This is a genomic window from Acetobacterium sp., assembly GCF_036508315.1.
GTDB lineage: Bacteria > Bacillota > Clostridia > Eubacteriales > Eubacteriaceae > Acetobacterium.
The window spans coordinates 1-22,645 of record NZ_DATCHP010000061.1 but is presented as its reverse complement, the minus strand read 5'-3'; the positions used below and the strand labels follow the sequence as shown (position 1 = coordinate 22,645).

The following is a 22,645-nucleotide window of genomic DNA, read 5'->3' as shown; positions in this document are numbered from 1 at the left end:
AAACATGCAGAGGAATTCGCATTGAACCTGGTAAAAAGTATCGCATAAAATACAGAACAAAGAAAAGGGTATGTTTCTAATGGAAAAATATATTGCTTTTATGCGCGGTGTAAACGTGGGCGGAAAAAATAAAATACCTATGCCCGAATTAAAGGAGCTATTTGAGCAAAACGGATTTGATGATGTCGTAACATATATAAACAGTGGGAATATCATTTTTTCCAGTGATAATACAAATGAAAAAAAGCTTAAAGAAGAATTGGAAGGTTTAATAGCAAATAAGTTTCAATTGAATATCCCAATCATAATTGTATCTGTTAATGACCTATTGACTGCGTTTAATCACGCGCCTTCATGGTGGGGTCAAGACAAGGACAAGGACTCAAAGCACAATGCAATCTTCATATTACCGCCGACTACTGTGGATGAAGTATTTAAAGAAGTAGGGGCAATTAAGCCTGAATATGAAAAAGTTGATCATTATGGCAGGGTCGTTTTTTGGTCTGCACCGATCAAAACTTTTTCAAGAACACGGTGGTCAAAGGTAGTTGGCTCGTCTGTGTACAATAGCATTACTATTAGAAATGCAAACACTGTTAAAAAGCTATTGCAACTTGCAAAATAGTCCGTGTCTGAGATTGATAAAGGTAGAAAAGAGGAATTAAAAAGAAGGATATCATCACTTTTAAATCAGATCAATGATAGAATATAGTTAATTACCGGTTTAAGTATTCATAACTATAGTTGTTTAGCCTGGAAACCATGGGCGGGAAGGACATTAAAATGAAGATTGCAGACAAGATGAAAGAGAAACTCAGCGGATTATACGAGGCATTGTCGCGATATCCCTTGACGGTGATTTTCCTTGTTGCCGCTGCAGTGGTCAATGCAATGGCCATCCACCAGGAAGTAGATTACATCAAATTTCTGCTGACCTATGTGGTTGGTGCATGCCTTGGGTTTACTCTCCAGGCCGTCTGGGAACGCTTTTTTTATAAAACAACCCATCGCCTTGCCCTGATGGGTCTTTGTCTGGTTCTGACCCTGGGCTATTTTCTCATTGTCAGACAGTATACGACCACCAGCATTGAAACATGGATCCGAACATCGGTGGCTATTTTTGCGCTTTTGATTGCCTTTATCTGGGTGCCGGTGATTAAAAGCAAGGTCAGTTTCAACGAAAGTTTTATGATCGCCTTTAAGGCCCTGTTTAATTCTCTGCTGTTTTCCGGCGTCATTTTTTTGGGGATCACACTGATTATCACAGCGGTTGATCTGCTTCTTTTCAAGGTGCCTGAAAAGTCGTATATGCATGTCCTGAACATTGTCGGAATGCTCTTTGCACCCATTTACTTCCTGTCCCTGATTCCGGTTTACCCGGGAGGGTCGGACAAAAACCGTTCCCCAGAGGAAATCGAGAAAAATCAGGAACAAATAACACGATCCGCAACTTGTCCGAAATTTCTGGAGATTCTCATTTCCTATATTATTATTCCCCTGCTATCTATTTACACGGTGATTCTAGTGATCTACATTGCAACCAATATCACCGGCCCATTTTGGACGGACAATCGTCTGGAACCCATGCTTGTGGGATTTGCCATAGCAGTCATCCTGGTTTATATTCTGGCCAGCAGGCTCGAAAATAAATTCGCAGTGCTTTTTCGCAAAATATTTCCCAAGGTACTGGTTCCCATTGTGCTGTTTCAGATTGTGTCCTCGGTTCTGAGAATCCAGGATACGGGAATCACTCACGGCCGTTATTACGTGATTCTCTTTGGAATTTTTGCTGGGATTACCGGTGTTCTGCTGAGTTTTATGCATGTGCGCAAAAATGGTATCATCGCAGCTCTGCTCATTGGTTTTGCCGCCATTTCCATTGTACCGCCGGTGGATGCTTTTACCATCAGTCGGGTAAATCAGGGGGGAATCCTCACCACGGTGCTGACTGAAAACAATATGCTTGCGGACAATACAGTTACACCCAATGCATCGGTTTCAGAGGAAGACAAGAAAATCATTTCCGATACCATGAACTATCTTGGGATGATGGGCTACACCAAAGGCATCCCATATCTGGGAGATAATTTTGATCTCTACGCTGATTTCTACGATACCTTTGGGTTTTACCGGTACCAAGAAAATCCCTACGGACAGGAATCGATTTATCTGAGTCTTGACCAGCAGTCCCCACTTAACATTAATGGTTACGATACCTTTGTTCTGGTAAACTTCTATTATCAGGAAGCTAAATCAGAGCCACTGATCTTTGATTTTGAAAAAGATGGAAAGGCCTATACCTTTACACAGGAAAAAGCACCGTCTCCTGGAACACTTAAGCTCACGGATGAGGTGGGGGAAGAGTTAATCACCGTGAATATGCAAGACGTTTATGATCACTTTGATACGTCCGCGGTCGACAATTTTACGACCAGCAAAGACGCCATGTCCGCAGAAGAGGCTACCTATACTCAGGGAAACGACAAAGCCGACATTTCTCTGGTGGCAGTGACCCTGAATATTGATGAATCCAATTCGGAACAGCCCTACAATGGTGACTTTTATGTTCTGATAAAAATTAAATAGAAAAAAGAACTCAATAGTCTCTTGATTAGAAATAGGAGGCAGAACAAAATGAAAGATTTATTGAATAAAATTGATCAGTTTTAAAAAAATCCTTGAGCTTTCGAAATAAATGGAGATTATAAGATGAACAGAAAAGTAGACATTATTGTGGTAGGGACCGGAGTGGCAGGTCTGTTCAATGTTTTAAATTTACCGGTTGATAAAGAAATACTGATGATAACAAAAACAGGGGCAGATGCCAGCGACTCTTTTTTAGCCCAAGGTGGTATTTGTGTTCTTAAGGGTGAGGATGACTATGACAGTTTTTTTGAAGATACCATGAAGGCAGGCCATTATGAAAATGATAAAGCTTCAGTTGATGTGATGATACGCACATCACCTGAAATCATAAGTGATCTGATTTCATTTGGAGTGGAGTTTGAAAAAAAAGACGGAGAGTTTGCCTATACCAGGGAAGGCGCTCATTCTAAAGCCAGAATATTATACCATCAGGATTTAACCGGAAAGGAAATTACAAGCAAATTGTTGGCGGAAGTGAAAAAAAGGAAAAACATAAAGATCCTTGAACAAATGACAATGGTGGATCTGATTTGTGAAAACAATACTTGTTCTGGAGTAGTGGCTTACAATGACGACAATGAAATCAGCCAACTTAAAAGTGATTATGTGGTTTTGGCCACTGGCGGCTTAGGGGGATTATTCGATAATTCTACTAATTTACAGCATTTAACAGGGGATGCGATTGCCATTGCAATGAAGCATCACATTGAATTAGAGAATCTCAGTTATATTCAAATTCATCCCACAACTCTGTATTCAGAGAAAAAGGGCAGACGCTTTTTAATTTCTGAATCAGTACGAGGGGAAGGGGCAGTTCTATGCGACAAAAATATGGAACGTTTTGTGGATGAACTCCTGCCAAGAGATGTGTTGACCAAGGCGATTCATGAGCAAATGAAACAGGATAATACTAAATTTGTATGGCTTTGTATGAAGGAAATCGGAAGTGAAGTCATTAAAAAAAGATTCCCGAATATCTATCAGCATTGTTTGGAAGAAGGTTTTGATGTGACAAAGGAGTGTATACCAGTAACCCCTGCCCAGCATTATCTTATGGGTGGCATTAAGGTGGATCTGGACAGTAAAACTTCCATGGAGCACTTATATGCAATTGGGGAGATTAGCTGTAACCGGGTTCATGGTGCCAATCGACTGGCCAGCAACTCCCTTTTGGAAAGCCTTGTATTTGCTAAGCGTGCAGCAACTCATATTGCCAAGCATTACGAACCCTTGGGGCAAACAAATGCCAGTGTGGATATGAATGACTATAAGGATTTAGAACAATTGAGATTAGACTATAAAAAAATTATTTTAGATGAAATAGAAAAGAGTAGATCTGTTGAATGATCTTACAACAATTCAGGCAATAGAAAAGAGCTGAATGATCAGTGGTAACTAAGAAGTTACTCTGAGCATCTAGCTCTTTGTATAATATTAGAAAAAAATTGCATATTGCGGTTTAACTTCTATAAAGAAAGGTATACATTCATGATATAGACGTGAAGCATAGAATCAGAATTATGTTTGCATCAGAACGAGTTTCTTTGAAATAGATGTGAAAATAAATAATGAAAAAAGGAGAAGATTATGTCATTGATTGGGGCTTTTATTGTTCCGCATCCGATGCTGATTGTACCAGAGATTAGTTGGAGCCAGGAGAAAGAGATTCAAAAAACAGTTGATGCTTATGAAGAAGGTATCCGTAGAATTGCATTTTCAAAACAAAACATTCAAAAGGCAGGAATTTCTCTAAATGAGAATAACTCGATGGAACGATTTGAGGTGGTGGACACAAATGAGTAAAGTAATATGCGAACTTTGTCCACATCACTGTCATCTTAATGAAAATCAAATTGGATTTTGCCGTGCCAGAAGCAATAAGGATGGTGTTATCACCGCCATTAATTATGGAAGGATCACCTCTATGGCCCTTGACCCCATTGAAAAGAAACCACTGGCTCGTTTTTTTCCTGGAAGTCGTATTCTTTCAGTGGGTAGCTTTGGGTGTAATCTTCGGTGCCCATTTTGCCAAAACTATGAGATTTCAATGGCAAGCATCGATGAGATACAGACTGTGACGGTTAGCCCGGATGAGCTTGTCAGAAAAGCTATTGCCCTTAAACCCCAAGGAAATATTGGTATTGCCTATACCTATAATGAGCCTTTGGTAGGCTATGAATATGTAAGAGACTGCGCAACAGCAGCAAAGGAAAAGGGCATGAAAAATGTGCTGGTAACCAATGGCTGCTTCTGTGAAGAACCATTTAAGGAGCTGTTGCCTCAAATTGATGCACTAAACATTGATCTCAAGGCATTTACCGAGAAGTTTTATAAAAAGATCAGTGGGGACTTAGAAACGGTCAAACAGTCTATCAAGCTTGCTTCAAAGAGTAATCATGTAGAAGTCACGACCCTTATTGTTCCAGGTGAAAATGACAGCGATGAGGAAATCCGAAGCTTATCCCAGTGGCTGGGGTCAATACGCCCAGATATTCCACTACACTTGTCACGCTTTTTCCCAACTTATCATATGACTGATCGAAACCCGACGGAAGTTGCCAGTGTTTATGCCCTGGCTGAAATCGCACGGGAGTCTTTGGAGTATGTTTATGTGGGGAATTGTTAGAATCTACCTATGATATCGCTTCAACCGGGTATGACGGTGATAGCTCAACCATCGGGAATTATGACAGGATATAATGCTGAAGACATGGCACCAGGTAATCTCATCATAAACGGCGGCACCATTGATGTTGCTGCTTCCAATCTCAATCCATACCGGGCTAGAGAAGAACTACACATCAAAATTGATGTAAGATAGAAACCTGTTACAAAAGTAGCAGGTTTTTTGATGGGGTTATTAAAATCAACAACATCAATAATATTCAAATCTAAATTAACATGGTATAATAAACTGAACAAAGTATCACCCTATAGTATAAATGTTATTTCAAATCGCAAGTGGAATGTATCTCATTGATAAAAAGGGAACTACTTCAATAAAGGAGCCATTGGATTTATGAATTTTTATTTCGCGCCTATGGAAGGTGTGACTGGGTACATTTATAGAAATGCCCATAATGCTTTTTTCAATAATATAGATAAATACTTTTCACCATTTATCGTTGCAAATCAAAGTAAAAGTTTTAAAACACGGGAATTAAATGATGTTTTACCTGAAAACAACCAGGGACTGGTTTTGATTCCACAATTACTAACCAATAATGCAAAAGATTTTATTAATACTTCAAAGAAAATAAAGCAGCTGGGATATAATGAGATCAATTTAAATTTGGGATGTCCTTCTGGAACGGTTGTTTCAAAAAATAGGGGATCAGGATTTCTTTCAAAAAGAGAAGAACTTGATGCATTTTTAGACGAAATTTTTTCTCAATCGATAACAAAAATCTCACTAAAAACCAGAATAGGAAAAGACCAACCTGAAGAATTTTATGGTCTAATCGCAATATTTAACAAGTACCCGATAGAAGAGCTTATTATTCATCCAAGGATTCAAAAAGATTTTTATAAAAATAAGCCTAATATGAAAATCTTTAAGGAAGCCTTGATTTTAAGTAAAAATCCTGTTTGCTATAATGGAGACATTTTTACAATCAAAGATTACAAGGCGTTTTCGGATGATTTCCCCAGTGTCGATACCTTAATGTTTGGTAGGGGATTATTAGCCCATCCTGGACTGATCAGCGATATTACAAATAATATTAAACTTGAAAAAAAAATACTAAAAGACTTTCATGATAAAATTTATGGAGATTATAAGAGAATACTCTTTGGCGATACGAATGTCTTGTTTAAAATGAAAGAATTGTGGTTTTATATGATTCCGGTGTTTTCTGATAATGCAAAATATGCAAAAAAAATTAAGAAATCAAAAAAATTATACGATTATGATGAAGCTGTTTCAAGCTTATTCATAGAACAGGATCTTTTATAAATATAAGTAAAAATATCAAGTTGATAATAAATTTACAGGAGGTTATGATGGCATTTGAAGAAAAGAGTTTCAAATCGTTTAATGGAACGGACACGATCCAGGCGTGGATTTATAAGCCGATTCGCAAACCCCGGGGAATTGTTCAGATTGTGCATGGTTTTGGCGAACATTCACGACGATATCTGCATATGATTCTTAAGCTGAATGAGGCAGGATTTGTGGTCGTCGCAGATGATCATGTGGGACATGGAAAAACCGCTGCTGAATCAGGGAACTGGAGTGACTGGGGAGATAAGGGTTATATGACCATGGCAGAAGATGAACATATTCTTCGAAAAATGGTACAGGAAGAATTTCCTGAGCTGCCTTATTTTATGTACGGACATAGTATGGGCTCCATGATTGCCAGATCTTATGCGGCAGCGCACGGTGATGGGATGGACGGTTTGCTGATATGCGGAACCTCTTCGATTTTTCCCAATACCCGTGAGTTGGCAACAGAACTGAAAAAGTGCATTGATGAGGGAAGAGGCGAAGAAATCGATCCCAGTTATTTAGGGGTTCTTTTTGGATGGATGACAGATCGCATAGAGAATCCCCTGACGCCTAATGATTGGATATCCGGTGATCCGGATGTGGTAGCCGATCATGCCAATGATCCCTTCAACAATTTTACAAGCCCACCGAATATCCGTTCAACTTATGATTTTATCATGATGATTGAAACCATTATCGGAACACAGTGGGCAGAGAAAGTACCGGCATCCATTCCGGTTTATAATATTGCCGGAGACCAGGATCCGGTAGGATTATATGGAGAAGGTGTCTATGCCGTTTCAAGTTGGCTGGCAGAAACCGGACATCAGGTCAAAACAAAAATTTATTCAGGGTATCGCCATGAAATCCACAATTATCGGGATATTCGTGATGAGGTTGAAGACGGAATGATTGATTTTATCAATCAGGTCATTGCCCAAAGTTAATGACGATTTATAATCAAGGCTCATTCCGGTGATTAAAAGGAGAGAATCGATACACATGATACATACATTTGGACCGGTTTACAATGAAAAATCGAGAATTCTGATCTTAGGGTCATTCCCTTCAGTAAAATCAAGAGAGGCAAGCTTTTACTACCAGCATCCCCAAAATCGATTCTGGAAGGTCATCAGCGCGATTATTGATGTTCCAACCCCTGAAACGATAGGGGAAGAAAAGGCAATGCTCTTGAGAAACACTATCGCTGTCTGGGATGTGATCTATTCCTGCGACATCAACGGTTCAAGTGACAGTTCGATTAAAAATGTTGTGCCAAACGATATTGCTAAGGTATTGAACGAGACCGGTATCGAAACCGTTTATGCAAATGGAGGCAAAGCCTATGAACTGTATAATCATTACTGTTATAAGAGCACAAATAAAAAGATCATCAAGCTGCCATCCACAAGTCCGGCAAACGCGAGGTACTCTTTGGCAAGACTGATAGAATGCTGGAAAACTGAAATCCACTTATAACCGGTATTCCGCTTATACTCTGGTAGAACACGGCAGAATATGCTATAATAAAAAAGTAAAAGTCATTGGATAATATGAAAAACACTTCCTGATCAGTAACACCAATCTGGAAGTGTTTTTAGTTAAAAAAATAAGAAATGGTGAATGAATGAGTATTTTAAATGTCGAAAATCTTTCTCACGGCTTTGGCGATCGGGCGATTTATAATCAAGTCTCGTTTCGATTGTTAAAAGGAGAGCATATTGGATTAATCGGTCCAAATGGAGAGGGGAAGTCTACTTTCATGAACATTGTCACCGGAAAACTGATGCCTGATGAGGGCAAGGTGGAATGGTCAAAGAATGTCCGGGTCGGTTACCTTGATCAGCATGCCATTTTACAAAAGGGAATGACAGTCCGGGATGTACTGACGAGTGCCTTTGAATTTTTGCTGGAGATTGAGAGCCGGATTGGTATTCTCTATGAAAAAATGGGTGATGAAAGTCCAGAAGAGCTGGAAAAGGCTTTAGAAGAAGTGGGAGACTTCCAGGAATTGCTGGATTTTCACGATTTCTATCTCATCGATTCAAAAGTGGAAGAGGTCGGAAGGGCTCTGGGTCTCAATGAAATAGGTATGGATAAAGATATTACTGAATTAAGCGGCGGCCAGCGAACAAAAGTCCTTCTTGGAAAACTGCTGCTTGAAAAACCGGATATTCTGCTGTTGGATGAACCCACAAACTATTTGGACGAACAGCATATTGAGTGGTTAAAGCGATATCTGAATGACTATGAAAATGCGTTCATTCTGATTTCCCATGATCTGCCTTTTGTTAATTCGGTGATTAATATCATTTATCATATGGATAACCAGAAACTGACCCGCTATGTTGGCGACTATGCTAAATTTCAGGAAGTGCTTGAAGCCAAAAAATCCCAGGAACAGTCGGCTTACAATCGACAGCAAAATGAAATTGCGGATTTAAAGGACTTTGTTGCCAGGAACAAGGCCAGAGTGGCGACCCGGAATATGGCCATGTCCCGGCAGAAAAAACTGGATAAAATGGACATCCTCGAGCTTGCATCAGAGAAGCCGAAACCCCGATTTCATTTCAAAGAAGCCGGTGCAACAGGACGCCGGGTTTTTGAGACCCAGGATTTTGTTATCGGCTATGATGAACCCCTGTCCAAACCCATGACTTTAATCATGGAGCGAAAACAGAAAATTGTATTAAAAGGAACGAATGGGATTGGTAAAACAACCCTCCTGAAAAGCATTCTGGGATTAGTTCCACCCATTGATGGCACCGTTGAACAGGGAGAAAAACTGGCAATCGGTTATTTTGAACAGGAAATGGATCAGAATATCAGGACCAGCTGCATTGATGAAGTATGGAAAGAATTTCCGGGATTTACGCAGAATGAGGTGCGTTCTGCACTGGCGCAATGCGGACTGACGAGGAAGCATATTGAAAGTATGGTCAAGGTGCTGAGTGGAGGGGAGCAGGCGAAGGTGCGTTTGTGTAAACTGCTCAACCGATCAACGAATATTCTGATCCTTGATGAGCCGACCAATCACCTGGATGCGGATGCCAAAGCAGAACTTAAGCGGGCTTTGACAGAATATAATGGAGCGATCTTGATGGTCTGCCATGAACCCGAATTTTATGAGGACTTTGTCAGTCAAGTATGGGATTGTTCGCAGTGGACAACCAAAGTTTTTTAATGTGATGCGTTCAACTGGCAGAAGCGTTAAAAGAGGAATTAAAAGGAAGTCTGTTTCGAATACAATAGCTAATAATGGATGCGTTTCAAGTTTAATTAAATTTTGAAGATGCTTTGCTGGAGTAGATTGACAATAACTGAACAATCATTTATTATTGAAGTAGTGTAGAGGTGGCAAATTGAGAAAAAAAGACGATGAAAAAGAAAAAAGCATTAAAGAAGCCGTCATCAAACTTATTTTGCAGGAAGGGTTTCACGGTACTTCAATTTCAAAAATCGCCAAAGAGGCAGGTGTTTCTCCTGCAACGGTCTATACTTACTTTGACAGTAAAGAAATCATGTTACAGGATATTTATCGGGAGAATATGGAAGAAATCTGTCATTGTATTTTAAGCGGAGTACATTATGGAATGGATGAAAAGCAACTCATCGAAGGATTGATTCGAAGCTATTATGATTATATTGACGAAAATCAGGATATCTTCAGTTTTGTTGATCAGTTCTCAAATTCACCATCATTAGTTAGTGGCTGCTCAGAAATAGAAGGCATTTTCAATATAAAGTTGCTGATTGCCGATCTTAAGCGTCGTGAGATAATCAAAAATTATCATAATGAAAATTTGTTTGCAATGATTTTCAATCCTGTAAAAGCAATTGCAGTGAACAGCAACAAAACAAAAGCGGAAAGAACCGAGCTGCTTCACGAAATGATTGGAATGATACAAGACACCTTATTGGTATAAGAATAAGAAAAGAATAGGAAATGATTAAAGCGTGATTGTTTAAAAAAAAGATCATAAAAAAACAATCACGCTATTTCTTAAAGAATAATTAAATGAGTATTCATTTAAAAAATAAAAAAACAGGAAAGTTGGTCAAATGAGAGTAAAGTCACAAAAAAACGATAAAGAAAATTTTATAAATTTGATTATTGAAGATACGTTCTTGGCAGTTTGTATTATGGAGGTTCAGTGGTGAAATATTTAAAACAGCAGGGTATATTCCTAATTATTTTTATAGTCATCGCTGGATCGATTGCATTTAGTTCAATCAAAAACACGCCTCAAAATATGGATTATTCCAGTCTGTTAACAGAAATCCAGGCGGGAAATGTGAGTAGCATTGTATTGCAGAGTGACATAGCTGAAGTTCAACTTAACAAGGCACTGGATCAAAACAGTGAAGTCACAAAGTATGATGTAACCGTACCTCCAGATATTACGTCAGCATCAGACCGGTTTACCCAGGCTGCGGATAATCAACTCATTAAATCCTACAGTATTACTCAGCCTTTGAGTATGCCATGGTGGTCTCAAATAGTGGTGGCCATCGGTTTCATGATTCTACTGGCAGTTTGGTTCGTTGTCAATCAACGCAAGCAAGGTGGTGGTTTAGGAGGAAATCGTGCGACGGCAATGGGCAAGAGTCGGGCAAAATTATCGGTTGACGAGCAAAGAACAGTTAGCTTTGCCGATGTTGCCGGAGCTGACGAGGTCAAGGAAGAGTTGGAAGAAATTGTTGAATTTCTCAAAGCCCCGGAACGCTTTGTTGATCTTGGGGCCAGAATACCAAAAGGGGTTCTCCTGGTAGGACCTCCGGGTACAGGAAAAACGCTTTTAGCGAAAGCTGTTTCCGGAGAGGCCAGCGTACCATTTTTCACGATCAGTGGTTCAGACTTTGTCGAAATATTTGTTGGCGTTGGTGCGTCTCGGGTCCGGGATCTTTTTGAACAAGCAAAGAAAAATGCACCTTGTATCGTGTTTATTGATGAGATCGATGCAGTAGGGCGTCAACGTGGTGCTAATATGGGCGGTGGAAATGAGGAAAGAGAGCAGACATTGAATCAATTACTGGTTGAAATGGATGGCTTTGGCATCAATGAAGGCGTCATCATTCTGGCAGCGACAAATAGACCGGATGTTCTTGACCCGGCGCTTTTAAGACCGGGACGGTTTGATCGACGAGTGACGGTTGGATTGCCGGATATTAGAGGAAGAGAACAGATACTAAACGTACATGCAAAAGGGAAACCATTTGCTGATGATGTTAGATTGGGTGAAGTGGCAAGAATCACACCGGGCTTTACCGGTGCGGATCTGGAAAACCTGCTTAATGAATCTGCTTTATTAACGGCAAGAGGACATAAGAAAGAAATTGACAATGAGATTATTAAAGAGGCGGCATTCAAAGTCATGATGGGTCCTGAGAAAAAGAGCCATGTGATGAGTGACAAGGACAAAAAACTAACAGCTTTTCATGAGGCAGGCCATGCCATTGCCATTAAACTTGCTTCATCATGCCGGAATGTTGATCGGGTCACGATCATTCCTTCAGGAATGGCGGGTGGTTATACGGCAAGCCGGCCATCTGAGGACCAGAACTATCATACCAAATCTCAGCTGATTGAAGAAATCATTATTGCTTTGGGTGGTCGAGCTGCTGAAGAAATTGTTTTAAAAGAAATCAGTACAGGGGCATCAAACGATTTACAACGCGTGAATCAGATCGCTAGAAGTATGGTGACACAGTATGGCATGAGCGATCAATTAACCAATATGATTTTTGCTAACGAAAATGATGGCGGAGATTATGGGCAACCTCAGAAGTACAGCAATGACATCGCAAGTATTATCGACGACGAAGTCAAGCAGATTATTGATCAGGCTTACCAGACAACCCTGACTTTGCTTAGAGAAAATATCAGCAAACTAAACGGGTTGGCTGAAGTTTTAATCGCGAAGGAAAAAGTGGAAGGTCCGGAATTTGAATCAATTTTCCTGGCTGCATAATTGAAAGAAAATAATTGAAAGAAAGACCATGTTTGACAGCCTGTCAAACATGGTCTTTCTTATTCTTAAAAAAACAATAGAGGACATTAAAAAATGGGTCAAGTTTATGAGATAGCTTTTACTCCCACGCAGGGAATTTTTGATTTCATAAACACATTCCATGAAAGCAGGGATATTAGAGAGAAAATGGTGATCAGCACACCCAGACCGATGACAATATTTCCCCACGAAATGGAAGCCAGGAACATTCCTACACTCCCCAATACGGTGAATAGTGTGCCGATAACGGAAGCGGCTGATCCAGTATCACTTTGCTGTTGTTCAAGCAGCAGATTGGTACTGAAAGGACGCATCACGGCACCCGATAATGACATGAAGAGGAAAGAAATCCAGAATAACATCGGCGTTAAGGTGCCCAGGGTCATGACTAAAATACCGCTTAATGTTGAGATGGCTAAAATCATTGAAGCAAATAATTTTTTATCCATATTGCTTAGGAATTTTACATAGATAAAAGGTCCCGCAATGGATAGCAATGCATTGGCAGCAAAGAAATAGCTGTAAACCTGAGCACTGAGGCCAAAGTAATCCACATAAACATAGGATGAAACAGCAATATAACCCATAAATGGAAGCATACTTAAAGAAAATATGAGGGCAGGGACAATAAAGCTCTTGTTTTTGCTGACAACGACCAGACGTCCCAGGGACCCAAACAATGTTCCGCTATACCGTTCTTCATCTTTTAGTGTTTCCTGGAAAAAAATGGAGAAACCCAGATTGACGATACTGATGAGTGCAAGCGCCCAGAAGGAGCCTCTCCAATCGGAAAAGGTTAGAATTAAGGCCCCGACAATGGGAGCAACCATGGGAGCAAGTCCGGCGATGGACTGACAAATTGCTAAAATGGATTCCCTCTTTTTTCCGGAGTACGAGTCCTTAATGACGGCCATGGAAACCGATGTAATTCCACCGGCACCGATCCCCTGAAGGATTCTGGCTGCAATCAGGAAGTAAATATTTACTGACATCGCACAGGCGATACTGCTTGCAGCATATAGGATGCTTCCCACTAAAAGAATAGGTTTACGGCCATACTTATCACTGAGAGGCCCCCAAAATAATATACCAATGGCATAAAATAAGAAAAACGCGCTTAAAGTAAAATTTGTAATGGCGGAACTGCTTCCAAAATATGAATTCATACTAGGTAGCGCCGGCAAATACATGTCTGTAGAAAGCGGAATAAACATATTCGTGAGAGCCATAAAAACGACAAGTCCTTTATGTCCCAGATATTTCTGTTTGCTTCCAACTTCCTGGCTGGTTTGGTTAGGTAATTGAGTCATCAATAGCCCTCCTTAAAATTTTTGAATATTTTTATAGACGATTTTTAATAATAATTTTAATTCTTTAATTTGACCGTTTGTTAGGTCTTGGAGCATATTTTGTTCAGTTGTTTTCCTGAAATGATCCATTGAGCAAAAAACCTTTCCGCCTTTATCGGTGAGAAAAATATTCTTCACCCGTTTGTCCTTTGAATTATGTTCACATCGAATAAATCCTTTTCTTTCTAATCGGTTTAAGATACCAATGATTGTGGGATGGGTTACTTCAAAAAAGTCTTCAAGATCTTTCTGTGAGGTTGTTAGGTCTTTTGTATCATGCAGATAAAAAAGAATACGGGCCTGAGATAAAGTCAAATCAAACTCTTTAAGGGTGTGATTGGCTTTTTTTTCAATACATTCATTAATAAGTTTTATCAAAAAACCGATATCATCACTTTGACGCATAATTATCCCCTCAAACTATGTAGCATGCTACAATTATATATTAAAAACAGTAAAGAGGTCAATACTTATAGCTAAAATAGTTAAAACTGAAAACCTTATCATGGGTCAGTCGGTAGATATTAAATGGTTTGTCATGTATGTGGTGTTTTAAATGGTAGTAATGAGGAATGGAGTATTTTAGGGAAAACTGATTATGAAGTTCAAAACGATCCTGAATTAGCTCAATTTTATTATGAAGATGAAAAGAAGCTTTAATGAATCCAAAAGACAATTTTTCTTTAAATTAATTGGTTTTTGTTTTAGTATTAATCATTATGGGTATGTTTAAAATACCAAAAGGAAAGGAGATAAAATGATGCGGCGAACTATATTATTGGTGGTGGTCATTACGGTCGTTTTAGCCATTTATTTTGTTAGTACCATGAACTTGTTTTCAGGTAACACCAATGGGGGCAGCCGGGAAGATGCTGTGTCACAGGCGACTGCTAACCGCTACCAGGAAATGGAGATCCGCGAATATCAGGGCGTCCGGCTGGACCCTGCGATAGGCCCAAGGGATAATTCCATATCAGGGATTCAACAAGTGGATATCAACACATATCAGCTGCAAATTACCGGTTTGGTTCAGAAACCGATAAGCTATACCTATGATCAGGTATTAGAAAAAGAAAAAGCCCAGCGCCTCATTACCCTTCATTGTGTAGAAGGATGGGACGCCACGGTTCTATGGGAAGGGGTGCGAATCACAGATCTTCTTGCTGATGCAGGGGTAAAAGACGAGGCAAATGTGGTTATTTTTCACGGCGTAGATGGTTATACCACGTCCATGCCATTGGCGACCATTAAAAACAAAGACATGTTATTGGCTTATTCATCCAATGGGATTCCATTGCCGGCGTCAATGGGTTTTCCCTTTATTGTGGTGGCAGAAGATAAATTAGGGTATAAGTGGGCCCGTTGGGTGAATGAGATTGAACTGTCCGACGATGAAAATTACAAAGGTTACTGGGAAAAAAGGGGATATTCCAACGACGCACCAGTGAATTAAGGCATGCTACGGGGACATTCCCAGACCAGTAATGAATCGTGGTTGCCCCTTAACTTATTAGGGCAACAGCTTTCTAGCACTTAGAACTAAAACGTTCGATCACACCCAAAAATCTGAAACTATAATAATACAAGCATCACCATATTAAGACGATTTATTAGAAATGTCAACCGAGAAATCATCGGTTATTCTTGGGGAAAATACAAAAAAAAGGAAGTTCGATAATGAGAAAAATGCAATGGCAAAACGTGTTAGACTTTTGGTTCGATCCAGATAATAAACTTTTTTTGTTTCAAAGAAATGAAAAGTTTGATCAGCAAATAAAAGAAAAATTTTATGATGTTTGGCTTGCTGGGAGTCAAGGCCTTCTAGTGAATTGGAGAGATACCATCCAGGGGACATTAGCAGAAATTATTGTTTTAGACCAATTTTCCAGAAATCTGAACCGTAATAATGCAAGCTCTTTTGCTCAAGATGGTATGGCCTTGATGTTAGCTCAAGAAGCTGTAAAAAAGCCGGAATTTTCAGCGTTGCCTAAAGACCAGAAACAATTTATTCTTATGCCTTTCATGCATTCTGAATCATCTTCTATTCATGAACAGTCGCTACCTCTTTTTGAAGAATTAGGCGATGAATTAACTTTAGAATTTGAAATAAAACATAAAGCAATTATTGATAAGTTTGGACGATATCCACATCGAAATGAAATACTGAACCGTCAGTCCACTTCAGAGGAACTTGAATTTTTAAAACAACCTAACAGTAGTTTTTAAAATAAGCTACAAGGCAATTTCTTGTGGGAATCTACTGGAACAACCATCATCATATATTGAATATGGTGAATGGGGAATCTGCAATAATAAGCAACTTATCTAATTTTTTATCATAAATAATAGCCTATTATAATCAAGAAGATTGACTATAATAGGCTATTTTGATAAAGTCATTTAGAATTATTAAAAAGCCTGGATTACTTGCTTTTTAGTCAAATAAAGTGCTAAAAATTAGAAATCATGCTTTTATAGCCCAGCGCAATTTAGCAGAACGAGCACGACCATTGGTATTACATTCTTCTGGTGATGGCCGAATAGGACCGGGAGCTATTTCACTATAGACGCCTTCACGAAAAAAACGTTTAAAAGATTTTTTAACGAGACGATCTTCTCCTGAATGAAATGAAAGTATAGCAACGCGCCCACCCTCTGCAAGGATAGTAGGGAGCTTTTCTAGAAATTCATATAACACTTCAAATTCATCATTGACATCAATTCGCAATGCTTGGAAGCATCGTTGGCAGGATTTTTTAATTGCATCTTTCCCATTATTTCCTGGAATAAATTTAAGCGCATCTTTAATAATTTCCTGGAGTTGTGTTGTTGTTGATATGTCTATTCCTTTTTTTCTTTGGGAAATAATAGCGCCAGCGATTGCTTCAGCATTAGGCTCGTCTGCGTTTTCTATCAACATACCTTCTAATTCATCTAGTGAAATAGTTTTTAAACGATCTGCGGCAGATATCCCTCTTTCGGGATTCAGCCGTAAGTCTAATGGCCCTTCACTCTTAAATGAAAATCCTCTTTCAGGATTGTCTATTTGCATTGAAGAGACACCCAAATCTGCCAATACAAAATTCAATGGCCCCGATTCTAAAGCAATTTGATCTATATCGGAAAAGTTCATTTGCTTGATTGTTAAAATTTCGGAGCCATAACCTAAGCTCTCTAAGCGCTCTCGGGTGCGCGGTAACTCAATAGCATCTACATCCGTTGCATATAAGTGCCCCTTTGAATTTAAACATTTAAGCATCTCTAAAGTATGACCACCATAACCCAGTGTTGCATCTAATCCAGTTTGCCCAGGAGTAATTTGCAAGAATTCTAATATTTCTTTAACGCAAATTGAACGATGCATACCAGCAGGAGTACTGCCCTTTTGAATAACTTTATCCACAGTATCAGCATATTTCTCTGGTTGCAGTTCCTTATACTTATCTTTATAAGCTTTAGGGTGAGTGCCTTTATATCGAACACGTCGTTGATGTTTTTGTTCTTGATTATCCATTGCCTAACCATAATGATTTAGCGTTTATCGATTTCAAATTCGAAATTGATGTGACATAAAACGTTAAGTTCATTCTTTCCTCCGCTTTTTATAATAGCTTTTTGTAATGTTGTTTCAACTCTAATGATACCAAATACAATTCATAAAAGCAAACTCACAAAGAAGAAAAAAAGATATTAGATTTTCCATGAAAGCTGACAGGTAGGTTCAAATCCCACCTTCTCTGTTACCAAGAAATATGCATCAAATATGGCGTTGATAGAAACCTGTTACGAAAGTAACAGGTTTTTTGCGTTCTAGAACTTTAATGTAAGCCATCAAATTTAGTGGAATGAATGTGGAGAATAAAACGTAATAAGAAAACATATATTGAAAAATATTTCAAATAAGATATCTTCATATCTTTCATCGATGGTATAATCAAAGTTATATTAGAACGAATGTTGATCAATGCAATTGTGACACAAATAAGTAGGGGGAGTTATTAATGGGAAAAAGGTCAGCTAACGCTAATAGATTTGCCTAAAATCATTTCTGAGTGTAAAGAAGAGTGGAATAATATCACATTGAGTAATGTTAATGATTCGGTAATTCGTCTAGAAGTAATTGAAGGCGAATTTCATTGGCATAAACATGATAATGAAGACGAGTTCTTTTTTGTCATTGAATGACAGCTTTTTATTGATCTTGAAGATAGCTCTGTAAAATTATCGGAGCATCAAGGTTATACCGTTCCTATGAACACCATTCATCGAACGAGGGCTCCAAAAAAAACATCGATTTTAATGGTAGAGAAGGATACAGTTAGCCCACAGGGAGACTAACTGTTTATAGGGGTAATGGTAGTTATAACATTCAAAAATGTTGACAACTATGGCACTTATTACTACAGACTGCTTCAAGAGATATGCGTTATTGCAATATGGCCCATCACATAGCTGGAAGGCATTGTTAACAACGCTGCTGGTTATTGCAATTCTTGGAGCTGTGGTGATTTTGAATAAGGGACAATGGAGCAGGAAAGAAAAGTGGTCCATAACGGCTCTTTTGTTTTACATATATATAATAATTTTATACAAGCTTTTGACAAGGACAGTCAAAAATTATTTTGATAATAACTGGCTTCCATTTTGGTCGTATCAATACATTTGGTCGACCCATGATTTTGGGATAGCGTTAGAAGTCTTTATAAACTGTCTGATATTTATTCCGTTTGGGATATTAGCGCCCTTCGCTATGGTTCAAGATAAAGTAATAAAGCGTAATATCGTTATAATTTCCGGATTTGCTCTTTCAGCTTCGGTGGAGTGCCTCTAGCTTTTTACGAAAACCGGATTGTTCGAGTGGGATGATATTATTCACAGCACGATTGGCGTAATCGTTGGCTACGGTATTTATCTCTATAACAGGAATCAGGATTTTCAAGAAGTAAAGTGCTATTTTTTTTGCCATTGGGTGTTGTGCTTCTTGGATTGATCGTGGCAATGATATGAATACAGTGCTTGTCTTAACACGCCATCGATTCCTGGTTAAAACGGCAACGACCAATAATTTTCCCCTAAATCTTCTATTGCCATTCTCTCCGAACTGACTCTGCCTGTGAAATCTCCGAAAAACGAAATCTGTTGTGGATTTATTCGCATCGAGATTCCAATAAACAATTTGTGTGAACATGAGTATCCAGTTTATCGATCACAAGCAAGAAGAATCTTTTATCGTCTTGATGCCTTTAAAGAGATAATATTTGACTTCAAAGGCGTTGAAAATATTGGTCAGTTTTAATTGTAAATCAATACCATAGTTCGATGATACTGGATTTCACTTCCATAAAAACCACCCCATTTTTTAAATCATATCATTTTTGATTAGAAATACATGGCTGTTCTCTGAGCAATCAAGTTGGTAGATGTTTTTTATTCTTGAAAAATTAGTAATTTCTTTTCAATAACCATCACCTTTTTCCTAGACTCAAATTAACATTAAGATGTGTTTATATCCCTGGTCTGTTGGGTAATATAATATTGTGGTATTCAAATTGTCTGAATTGAAACCGTTTAAAGTTTGACTTGAACAGGAGGAGAAAAAATGTTCGATTCGGAAATTAAGAAAATAATTGATGATTTGGAAAAAAGAAGTGACGTGATTGACAGAGAAGACCTTCGGAGATTGATTGATGACGACTCAGAATCCCTGAATAATAAGGATGAAGCGATTCCAGATGAGATGAATTTATTGCTGGTGTCGCCTATAAAATTACTTGATGCACCATCAGACAAACCTGATGCCGGGGTGTGTCCGAAGGGGTGCTTTACCATAACAGATTACGATCGAGATGGCGATTTTTACGTAAACTGTCAACTTCATAAAAATGCAAAGGAGGATGTGCCGGAAGACCAGAAACTATTGTTTGAGGAGATTGAAACTGCCAATACGGTTATAAAATCTTTAAGCGACACAGATATCAAGAAAAAAAGGAAATACCATTCAAAGCTTGTTTCTCTTGCTAAAGCCGGGTTGGAAGGTGAAACAGCCCAGCCAAAGCTAGCTTTATCAGCCCTTAAAAAACTTGAGGAAGAGATTCTGATGGTAGAAGGTCAACGCATCAAAAACAACTATATGATAAATCTGGGGAAAATAGCCATCATTATTAGCATTGCAGCCTTTGGAATCTATTTATTTGTAAATAATCAATTCCCGACAGCTGATCCTGTTTTTACAGCAGGTGCCATTGTATGGATTGGTGCAATGTTAGGGACATGGGTGTCTTTTGGTGCGAGAAAACACATTATGACATTTAAAGAGCTGAGCGTGATTGAAGATGATCGCATGAACCCATTAATGCGTTTAATTTATATTGGAATCTGTTCAATCATACTGTATTTATTTATAAAAATTGGGCTTTTTAATATATCCATTGGTGAAATGTCAGCCAAGGATCTGTTGGGAACCGTTCCAGGACAGATGCTCATCGGAATTGTCTGTGGTCTGACTGAAAGCAAAATCGGGATTTCCATTTTTGAAAAGGCAAAATTGAATTTTAGCAATGATGAAAAAGAGGTTGTGGTTAAGCAGTAGGTTGGGGATGACCGCCGGAAAGATAGTGTAGAGTGGTATTTTCAGGGTGAAAGGAAATATCAAGCCAGACAAAGAAAAGTCCGTACATGGTAAGTGTTGAAAATTGATGAGATAATACCTTCGTCAGATTAATGAATGGAGGTATTGTTTGAGCTGGCTGTTTTAGGGATGGAAGTTTGGCAATTTAAATTGTGTGATCGGTAATAAAATAATTATTGATGTTTAGGATTGTTGCTGAATATGAAATTTGAGCAAAAATATAGAATGAAAGGATGAAAAGGATAGAGTAGCTTAACATATCTTTTCTTTATCTCATGAGCAGCCGGGGCTGTTCCTACCACTGTGTTTTCTGTCATGAAAGTGCACTGAAACGGCCCATGCGTCAGCGGAGTGTGGGAAATGTCATCGCCGAAATGAAATGTTTTCTGTTGAAATACCCACAACTCAATTATTTTAACTTCTGTGATGACACTCTGGTCACCAATCCCAGGTGGTTGGATGACTTCTGCCGGGAGGCCAAGGCCCTTCAGGCTATCAAACCCTTTCAGTTTTATTGTGAGGCTGATGTGGCATCTTTAAGTAGACAGCCTGAAGCATTGAAACTCATGGTGGACGCCGGACTGAACCGGATTCAAATCGGCATTGAGTCGGTGGATAAGGATATGCTGAAGATATACCTGAAGAATATTTCCCCGGAAATGGTGGAAACCGTGGTTAAAGCGGCCTACGATGCCGGGGTTCAGCAGTTTTTTGGAGCCCTGCTGGTTGTGGGGGACCCTTTGAAAACCGGGAACATATTGAGAAGAACAAGGCCTTTGGTGCCAAGCTGCTGCGGCTTGCCCCGGGGATGATGGAAATCGCCCCGAGCATTGTAATGCCCTATCCCATGACAGATATTTGTCTTCATCCTGAAAAATATGGGTTAACCATCTACGATGAACAGGGCCTTGGCTCCATTTCCGATTATCTCATCATGGATAGTGAAACAATGGACCGCCGGGAAATCATGGGAGCCTATCAGGAATACCTCCAAAGCTTTGTGGATGAGGTGAAGATTATGCTCAACGACGGGGAGTTAAGTCATGAGGCCTTATCACCCTTTGAATATGAGGTTATGAAATACTGTACCGGCAAAAGCACCATAAAAGCCATTACCGATATACTCTACGATCGATTTGGAAAACCATTTGGGGAAAGTCACGATGAATTAATGGAACGAGTCATTGAGACTTTAAAAATTTTGATAAAAAATACTGGCTTCTTGTTGTTCCGTTCTAGAAAAGGGTAAGAAAATAAAGATACTCCTTTGTAATGTATCAAAATAATATGAAACAACTGCCCATGATTATGTTGGGTTGTTTTATCTGGCAGGGGTTCTTGAAAGAGACGGATTCGAACCGCTTGTTTTTCACGGGAAACCGGAAAAACTACTGGAAGAGATCGAAAAGAATAAGCCAGAGGCAGTAGGTTTTTCCTGTGATTTTGATAATACCCAGCTGATTGCCGGCCTACCACGCTTCTCTTCATAAAAATCATGTCTATGGCAAGCTGATTTTTACCGGCAGAGGCTGTCCCTATCAATGTGCCTACTGCGGCCCCAGTCCGGGAAAGCATAAGGGTCGATTGAGAAGCATCCCTTTGGTGCTTTCGGAAATCAAACTAAATTTAAAAAACAATCCGGATTTAAACTATATTATTATCATGGACGATACCTTTACCCTTAAATGAAGGACAAGCCTTTGATGAATCACTGGATTTTTTCAGAGATTATCCTCAACGAACCTTTGAATTATGGCGAACCATGACATTTGCCGAAGGGTTCCCCAAACTGGATGGCATGGCTCTTTCACCTTCGGAGTATTAACTGCTTTTACGCTGTGCAGGAAAAAGAAGTCTGGAAGATATGGAAATCGAATGTTATGCATTATTCGGTGGGCCTTATAAAAACCAGGCGGAATTCCATGAAAAATTAGTTGATATTCTATATCAATTTAATTTTAAATATTGGCTGACTCATTTTACGATTTAGCCAAAATACTTTTAAAAGGAGGAAGAACAT

24 protein-coding genes are annotated in these 22,645 nt (G+C 39.0%); 21 read left to right on the top strand and 3 right to left on the bottom strand.

Translation table 11 applies throughout. The features are described 5' to 3' along the window. Positions 1–79 precede the first annotated feature (79 nt). From VIK44_RS07850 to ftsH, 12 genes are all read left to right on the top strand, one after another. Entirely contained in the window at positions 80–625 is a 546-nt protein-coding gene (locus tag VIK44_RS07850; RefSeq protein WP_331553299.1) for a DUF1697 domain-containing protein, read from the top strand. Positions 626–783: 158 nt separating this feature from the next. Further along, positions 784–2,586, top strand: coding sequence for a DUF4153 domain-containing protein (locus VIK44_RS07845; protein WP_331553298.1), 1,803 nt, complete (start codon positions 784–786; stop codon positions 2,584–2,586). Positions 2,587–2,709: 123 nt separating this feature from the next. Further along, positions 2,710–3,993, top strand: a complete 1,284-nt coding sequence (locus tag VIK44_RS07840; RefSeq protein ID WP_331553297.1) for an L-aspartate oxidase — start codon at positions 2,710–2,712, stop codon at positions 3,991–3,993. A 240-nt stretch (positions 3,994–4,233) separates the two neighbouring features. Further along, a complete protein-coding gene (locus tag VIK44_RS07835; protein ID WP_331553296.1) occupies positions 4,234–4,449 on the top strand; it encodes a hypothetical protein in 216 nt (71 codons plus the stop codon). After that, positions 4,442–5,272 (top strand): AmmeMemoRadiSam system radical SAM enzyme, encoded by an 831-nt coding sequence (amrS, locus tag VIK44_RS07830; RefSeq protein WP_331553295.1) that lies wholly within the window; start codon positions 4,442–4,444, stop codon positions 5,270–5,272. Before VIK44_RS07835 ends, amrS begins: the two co-directional genes overlap by 8 nt. A 9-nt stretch (positions 5,273–5,281) precedes the next feature. Continuing rightward, positions 5,282–5,467, top strand: a complete 186-nt coding sequence (locus VIK44_RS07825) for a hypothetical protein (RefSeq protein WP_331553294.1) — start codon at positions 5,282–5,284, stop codon at positions 5,465–5,467. A 198-nt stretch (positions 5,468–5,665) separates the two neighbouring features. Continuing rightward, complete coding sequence (locus VIK44_RS07820) at positions 5,666–6,601, top strand: tRNA-dihydrouridine synthase family protein (protein WP_331553293.1); 936 nt, start codon at positions 5,666–5,668, stop codon at positions 6,599–6,601. Positions 6,602–6,648: 47 nt separating this feature from the next. Beyond that, a complete protein-coding gene (locus VIK44_RS07815; protein WP_331553301.1) occupies positions 6,649–7,584 on the top strand; it encodes an alpha/beta fold hydrolase in 936 nt (311 codons plus the stop codon). A gap of 55 nt (positions 7,585–7,639) precedes the next feature. Beyond that, positions 7,640–8,116 carry a DNA-deoxyinosine glycosylase gene (locus VIK44_RS07810; RefSeq protein WP_331553292.1) on the top strand — a complete coding sequence of 159 codons (477 nt, stop codon included), beginning with the start codon at positions 7,640–7,642 and terminating at the stop codon, positions 8,114–8,116. A 148-nt stretch (positions 8,117–8,264) separates the two neighbouring features. Further along, positions 8,265–9,821: an ABC-F family ATP-binding cassette domain-containing protein gene (locus VIK44_RS07805; RefSeq protein WP_331553291.1), complete on the top strand. Its 1,557-nt coding sequence runs from the start codon at positions 8,265–8,267 to the stop codon at positions 9,819–9,821. Between the two features lie 178 nt (positions 9,822–9,999). Then, the gene (locus VIK44_RS07800; protein ID WP_331553290.1) at positions 10,000–10,563 is read left to right on the top strand and encodes a TetR/AcrR family transcriptional regulator; all 564 of its coding nucleotides are present in this window, start codon (positions 10,000–10,002) and stop codon (positions 10,561–10,563) included. 231 nt (positions 10,564–10,794) lie between these two features. After that, positions 10,795–12,609: an ATP-dependent zinc metalloprotease FtsH gene (gene ftsH / locus VIK44_RS07795; RefSeq protein ID WP_331553289.1), complete on the top strand. Its 1,815-nt coding sequence runs from the start codon at positions 10,795–10,797 to the stop codon at positions 12,607–12,609. 104 nt (positions 12,610–12,713) lie between these two features. On the opposite strand, the gene VIK44_RS07790 is transcribed toward ftsH, so the two are convergent. Together VIK44_RS07790 and VIK44_RS07785 are read right to left on the bottom strand one after the other, a co-directional pair. Continuing rightward, positions 12,714–13,958: a multidrug effflux MFS transporter gene (locus tag VIK44_RS07790; RefSeq protein ID WP_331553300.1), complete on the bottom strand. Its 1,245-nt coding sequence runs from the start codon at positions 13,956–13,958 to the stop codon at positions 12,714–12,716. A gap of 12 nt (positions 13,959–13,970) precedes the next feature. Beyond that, on the bottom strand, positions 13,971–14,402 hold the full coding sequence (locus tag VIK44_RS07785) for a MarR family winged helix-turn-helix transcriptional regulator (RefSeq protein WP_331553288.1): 432 nt from the start codon (positions 14,400–14,402) through the stop codon (positions 13,971–13,973). 123 nt (positions 14,403–14,525) lie between these two features. Here VIK44_RS07785 and VIK44_RS07780 point away from each other — a divergent pair, with 123 nt between their 5' ends. The 3 genes from VIK44_RS07780 (at position 14,526) to VIK44_RS07770 (ending at position 16,223) form a co-directional block, all read left to right on the top strand. Further along, positions 14,526–14,657: a hypothetical protein gene (locus tag VIK44_RS07780; protein WP_331553287.1), complete on the top strand. Its 132-nt coding sequence runs from the start codon at positions 14,526–14,528 to the stop codon at positions 14,655–14,657. 97 nt (positions 14,658–14,754) lie between these two features. After that, positions 14,755–15,450 (top strand): molybdopterin-dependent oxidoreductase, encoded by a 696-nt coding sequence (locus VIK44_RS07775; RefSeq protein WP_331553286.1) that lies wholly within the window; start codon positions 14,755–14,757, stop codon positions 15,448–15,450. Between the two features lie 224 nt (positions 15,451–15,674). Continuing rightward, the gene (locus VIK44_RS07770) at positions 15,675–16,223 is read left to right on the top strand and encodes a DUF924 family protein (protein ID WP_331553285.1); all 549 of its coding nucleotides are present in this window, start codon (positions 15,675–15,677) and stop codon (positions 16,221–16,223) included. A 238-nt stretch (positions 16,224–16,461) separates the two neighbouring features. On the opposite strand, the gene rsmH is transcribed toward VIK44_RS07770, so the two are convergent. Continuing rightward, positions 16,462–17,511 (bottom strand): 16S rRNA (cytosine(1402)-N(4))-methyltransferase RsmH, encoded by a 1,050-nt coding sequence (gene rsmH / locus VIK44_RS07765; protein WP_331553284.1) that lies wholly within the window; start codon positions 17,509–17,511, stop codon positions 16,462–16,464. Positions 17,512–18,372: 861 nt separating this feature from the next. On the opposite strand from rsmH, the gene VIK44_RS14235 reads away from it, so the two are divergent. The 6 genes from VIK44_RS14235 to VIK44_RS07740 all read left to right on the top strand — a co-directional run bounded on the left by VIK44_RS14235 (position 18,373) and on the right by VIK44_RS07740 (position 22,314). After that, positions 18,373–18,828, top strand: a complete 456-nt coding sequence (locus tag VIK44_RS14235) for a VanZ family protein (RefSeq protein ID WP_414637066.1) — start codon at positions 18,373–18,375, stop codon at positions 18,826–18,828. Between the two features lie 768 nt (positions 18,829–19,596). Next, the gene (locus tag VIK44_RS07760; protein WP_331553283.1) at positions 19,597–20,586 is read left to right on the top strand and encodes a hypothetical protein; all 990 of its coding nucleotides are present in this window, start codon (positions 19,597–19,599) and stop codon (positions 20,584–20,586) included. A 314-nt stretch (positions 20,587–20,900) separates the two neighbouring features. After that, positions 20,901–21,437, top strand: a complete 537-nt coding sequence (locus VIK44_RS07755) for a radical SAM protein (RefSeq protein WP_331553282.1) — start codon at positions 20,901–20,903, stop codon at positions 21,435–21,437. Beyond that, positions 21,434–21,874: a hypothetical protein gene (locus tag VIK44_RS07750; RefSeq protein WP_331553281.1), complete on the top strand. Its 441-nt coding sequence runs from the start codon at positions 21,434–21,436 to the stop codon at positions 21,872–21,874. The genes VIK44_RS07755 and VIK44_RS07750 overlap by 4 nt, the downstream gene beginning before the upstream one ends. Positions 21,875–21,941: 67 nt before the next feature. After that, positions 21,942–22,115, top strand: coding sequence for a hypothetical protein (locus tag VIK44_RS07745; RefSeq protein WP_331553280.1), 174 nt, complete (start codon positions 21,942–21,944; stop codon positions 22,113–22,115). Next, positions 22,087–22,314, top strand: a complete 228-nt coding sequence (locus tag VIK44_RS07740; protein ID WP_331553279.1) for a hypothetical protein — start codon at positions 22,087–22,089, stop codon at positions 22,312–22,314. The genes VIK44_RS07745 and VIK44_RS07740 overlap by 29 nt, the downstream gene beginning before the upstream one ends. The last annotated feature ends 331 nt before the right edge of the window (positions 22,315–22,645 follow it).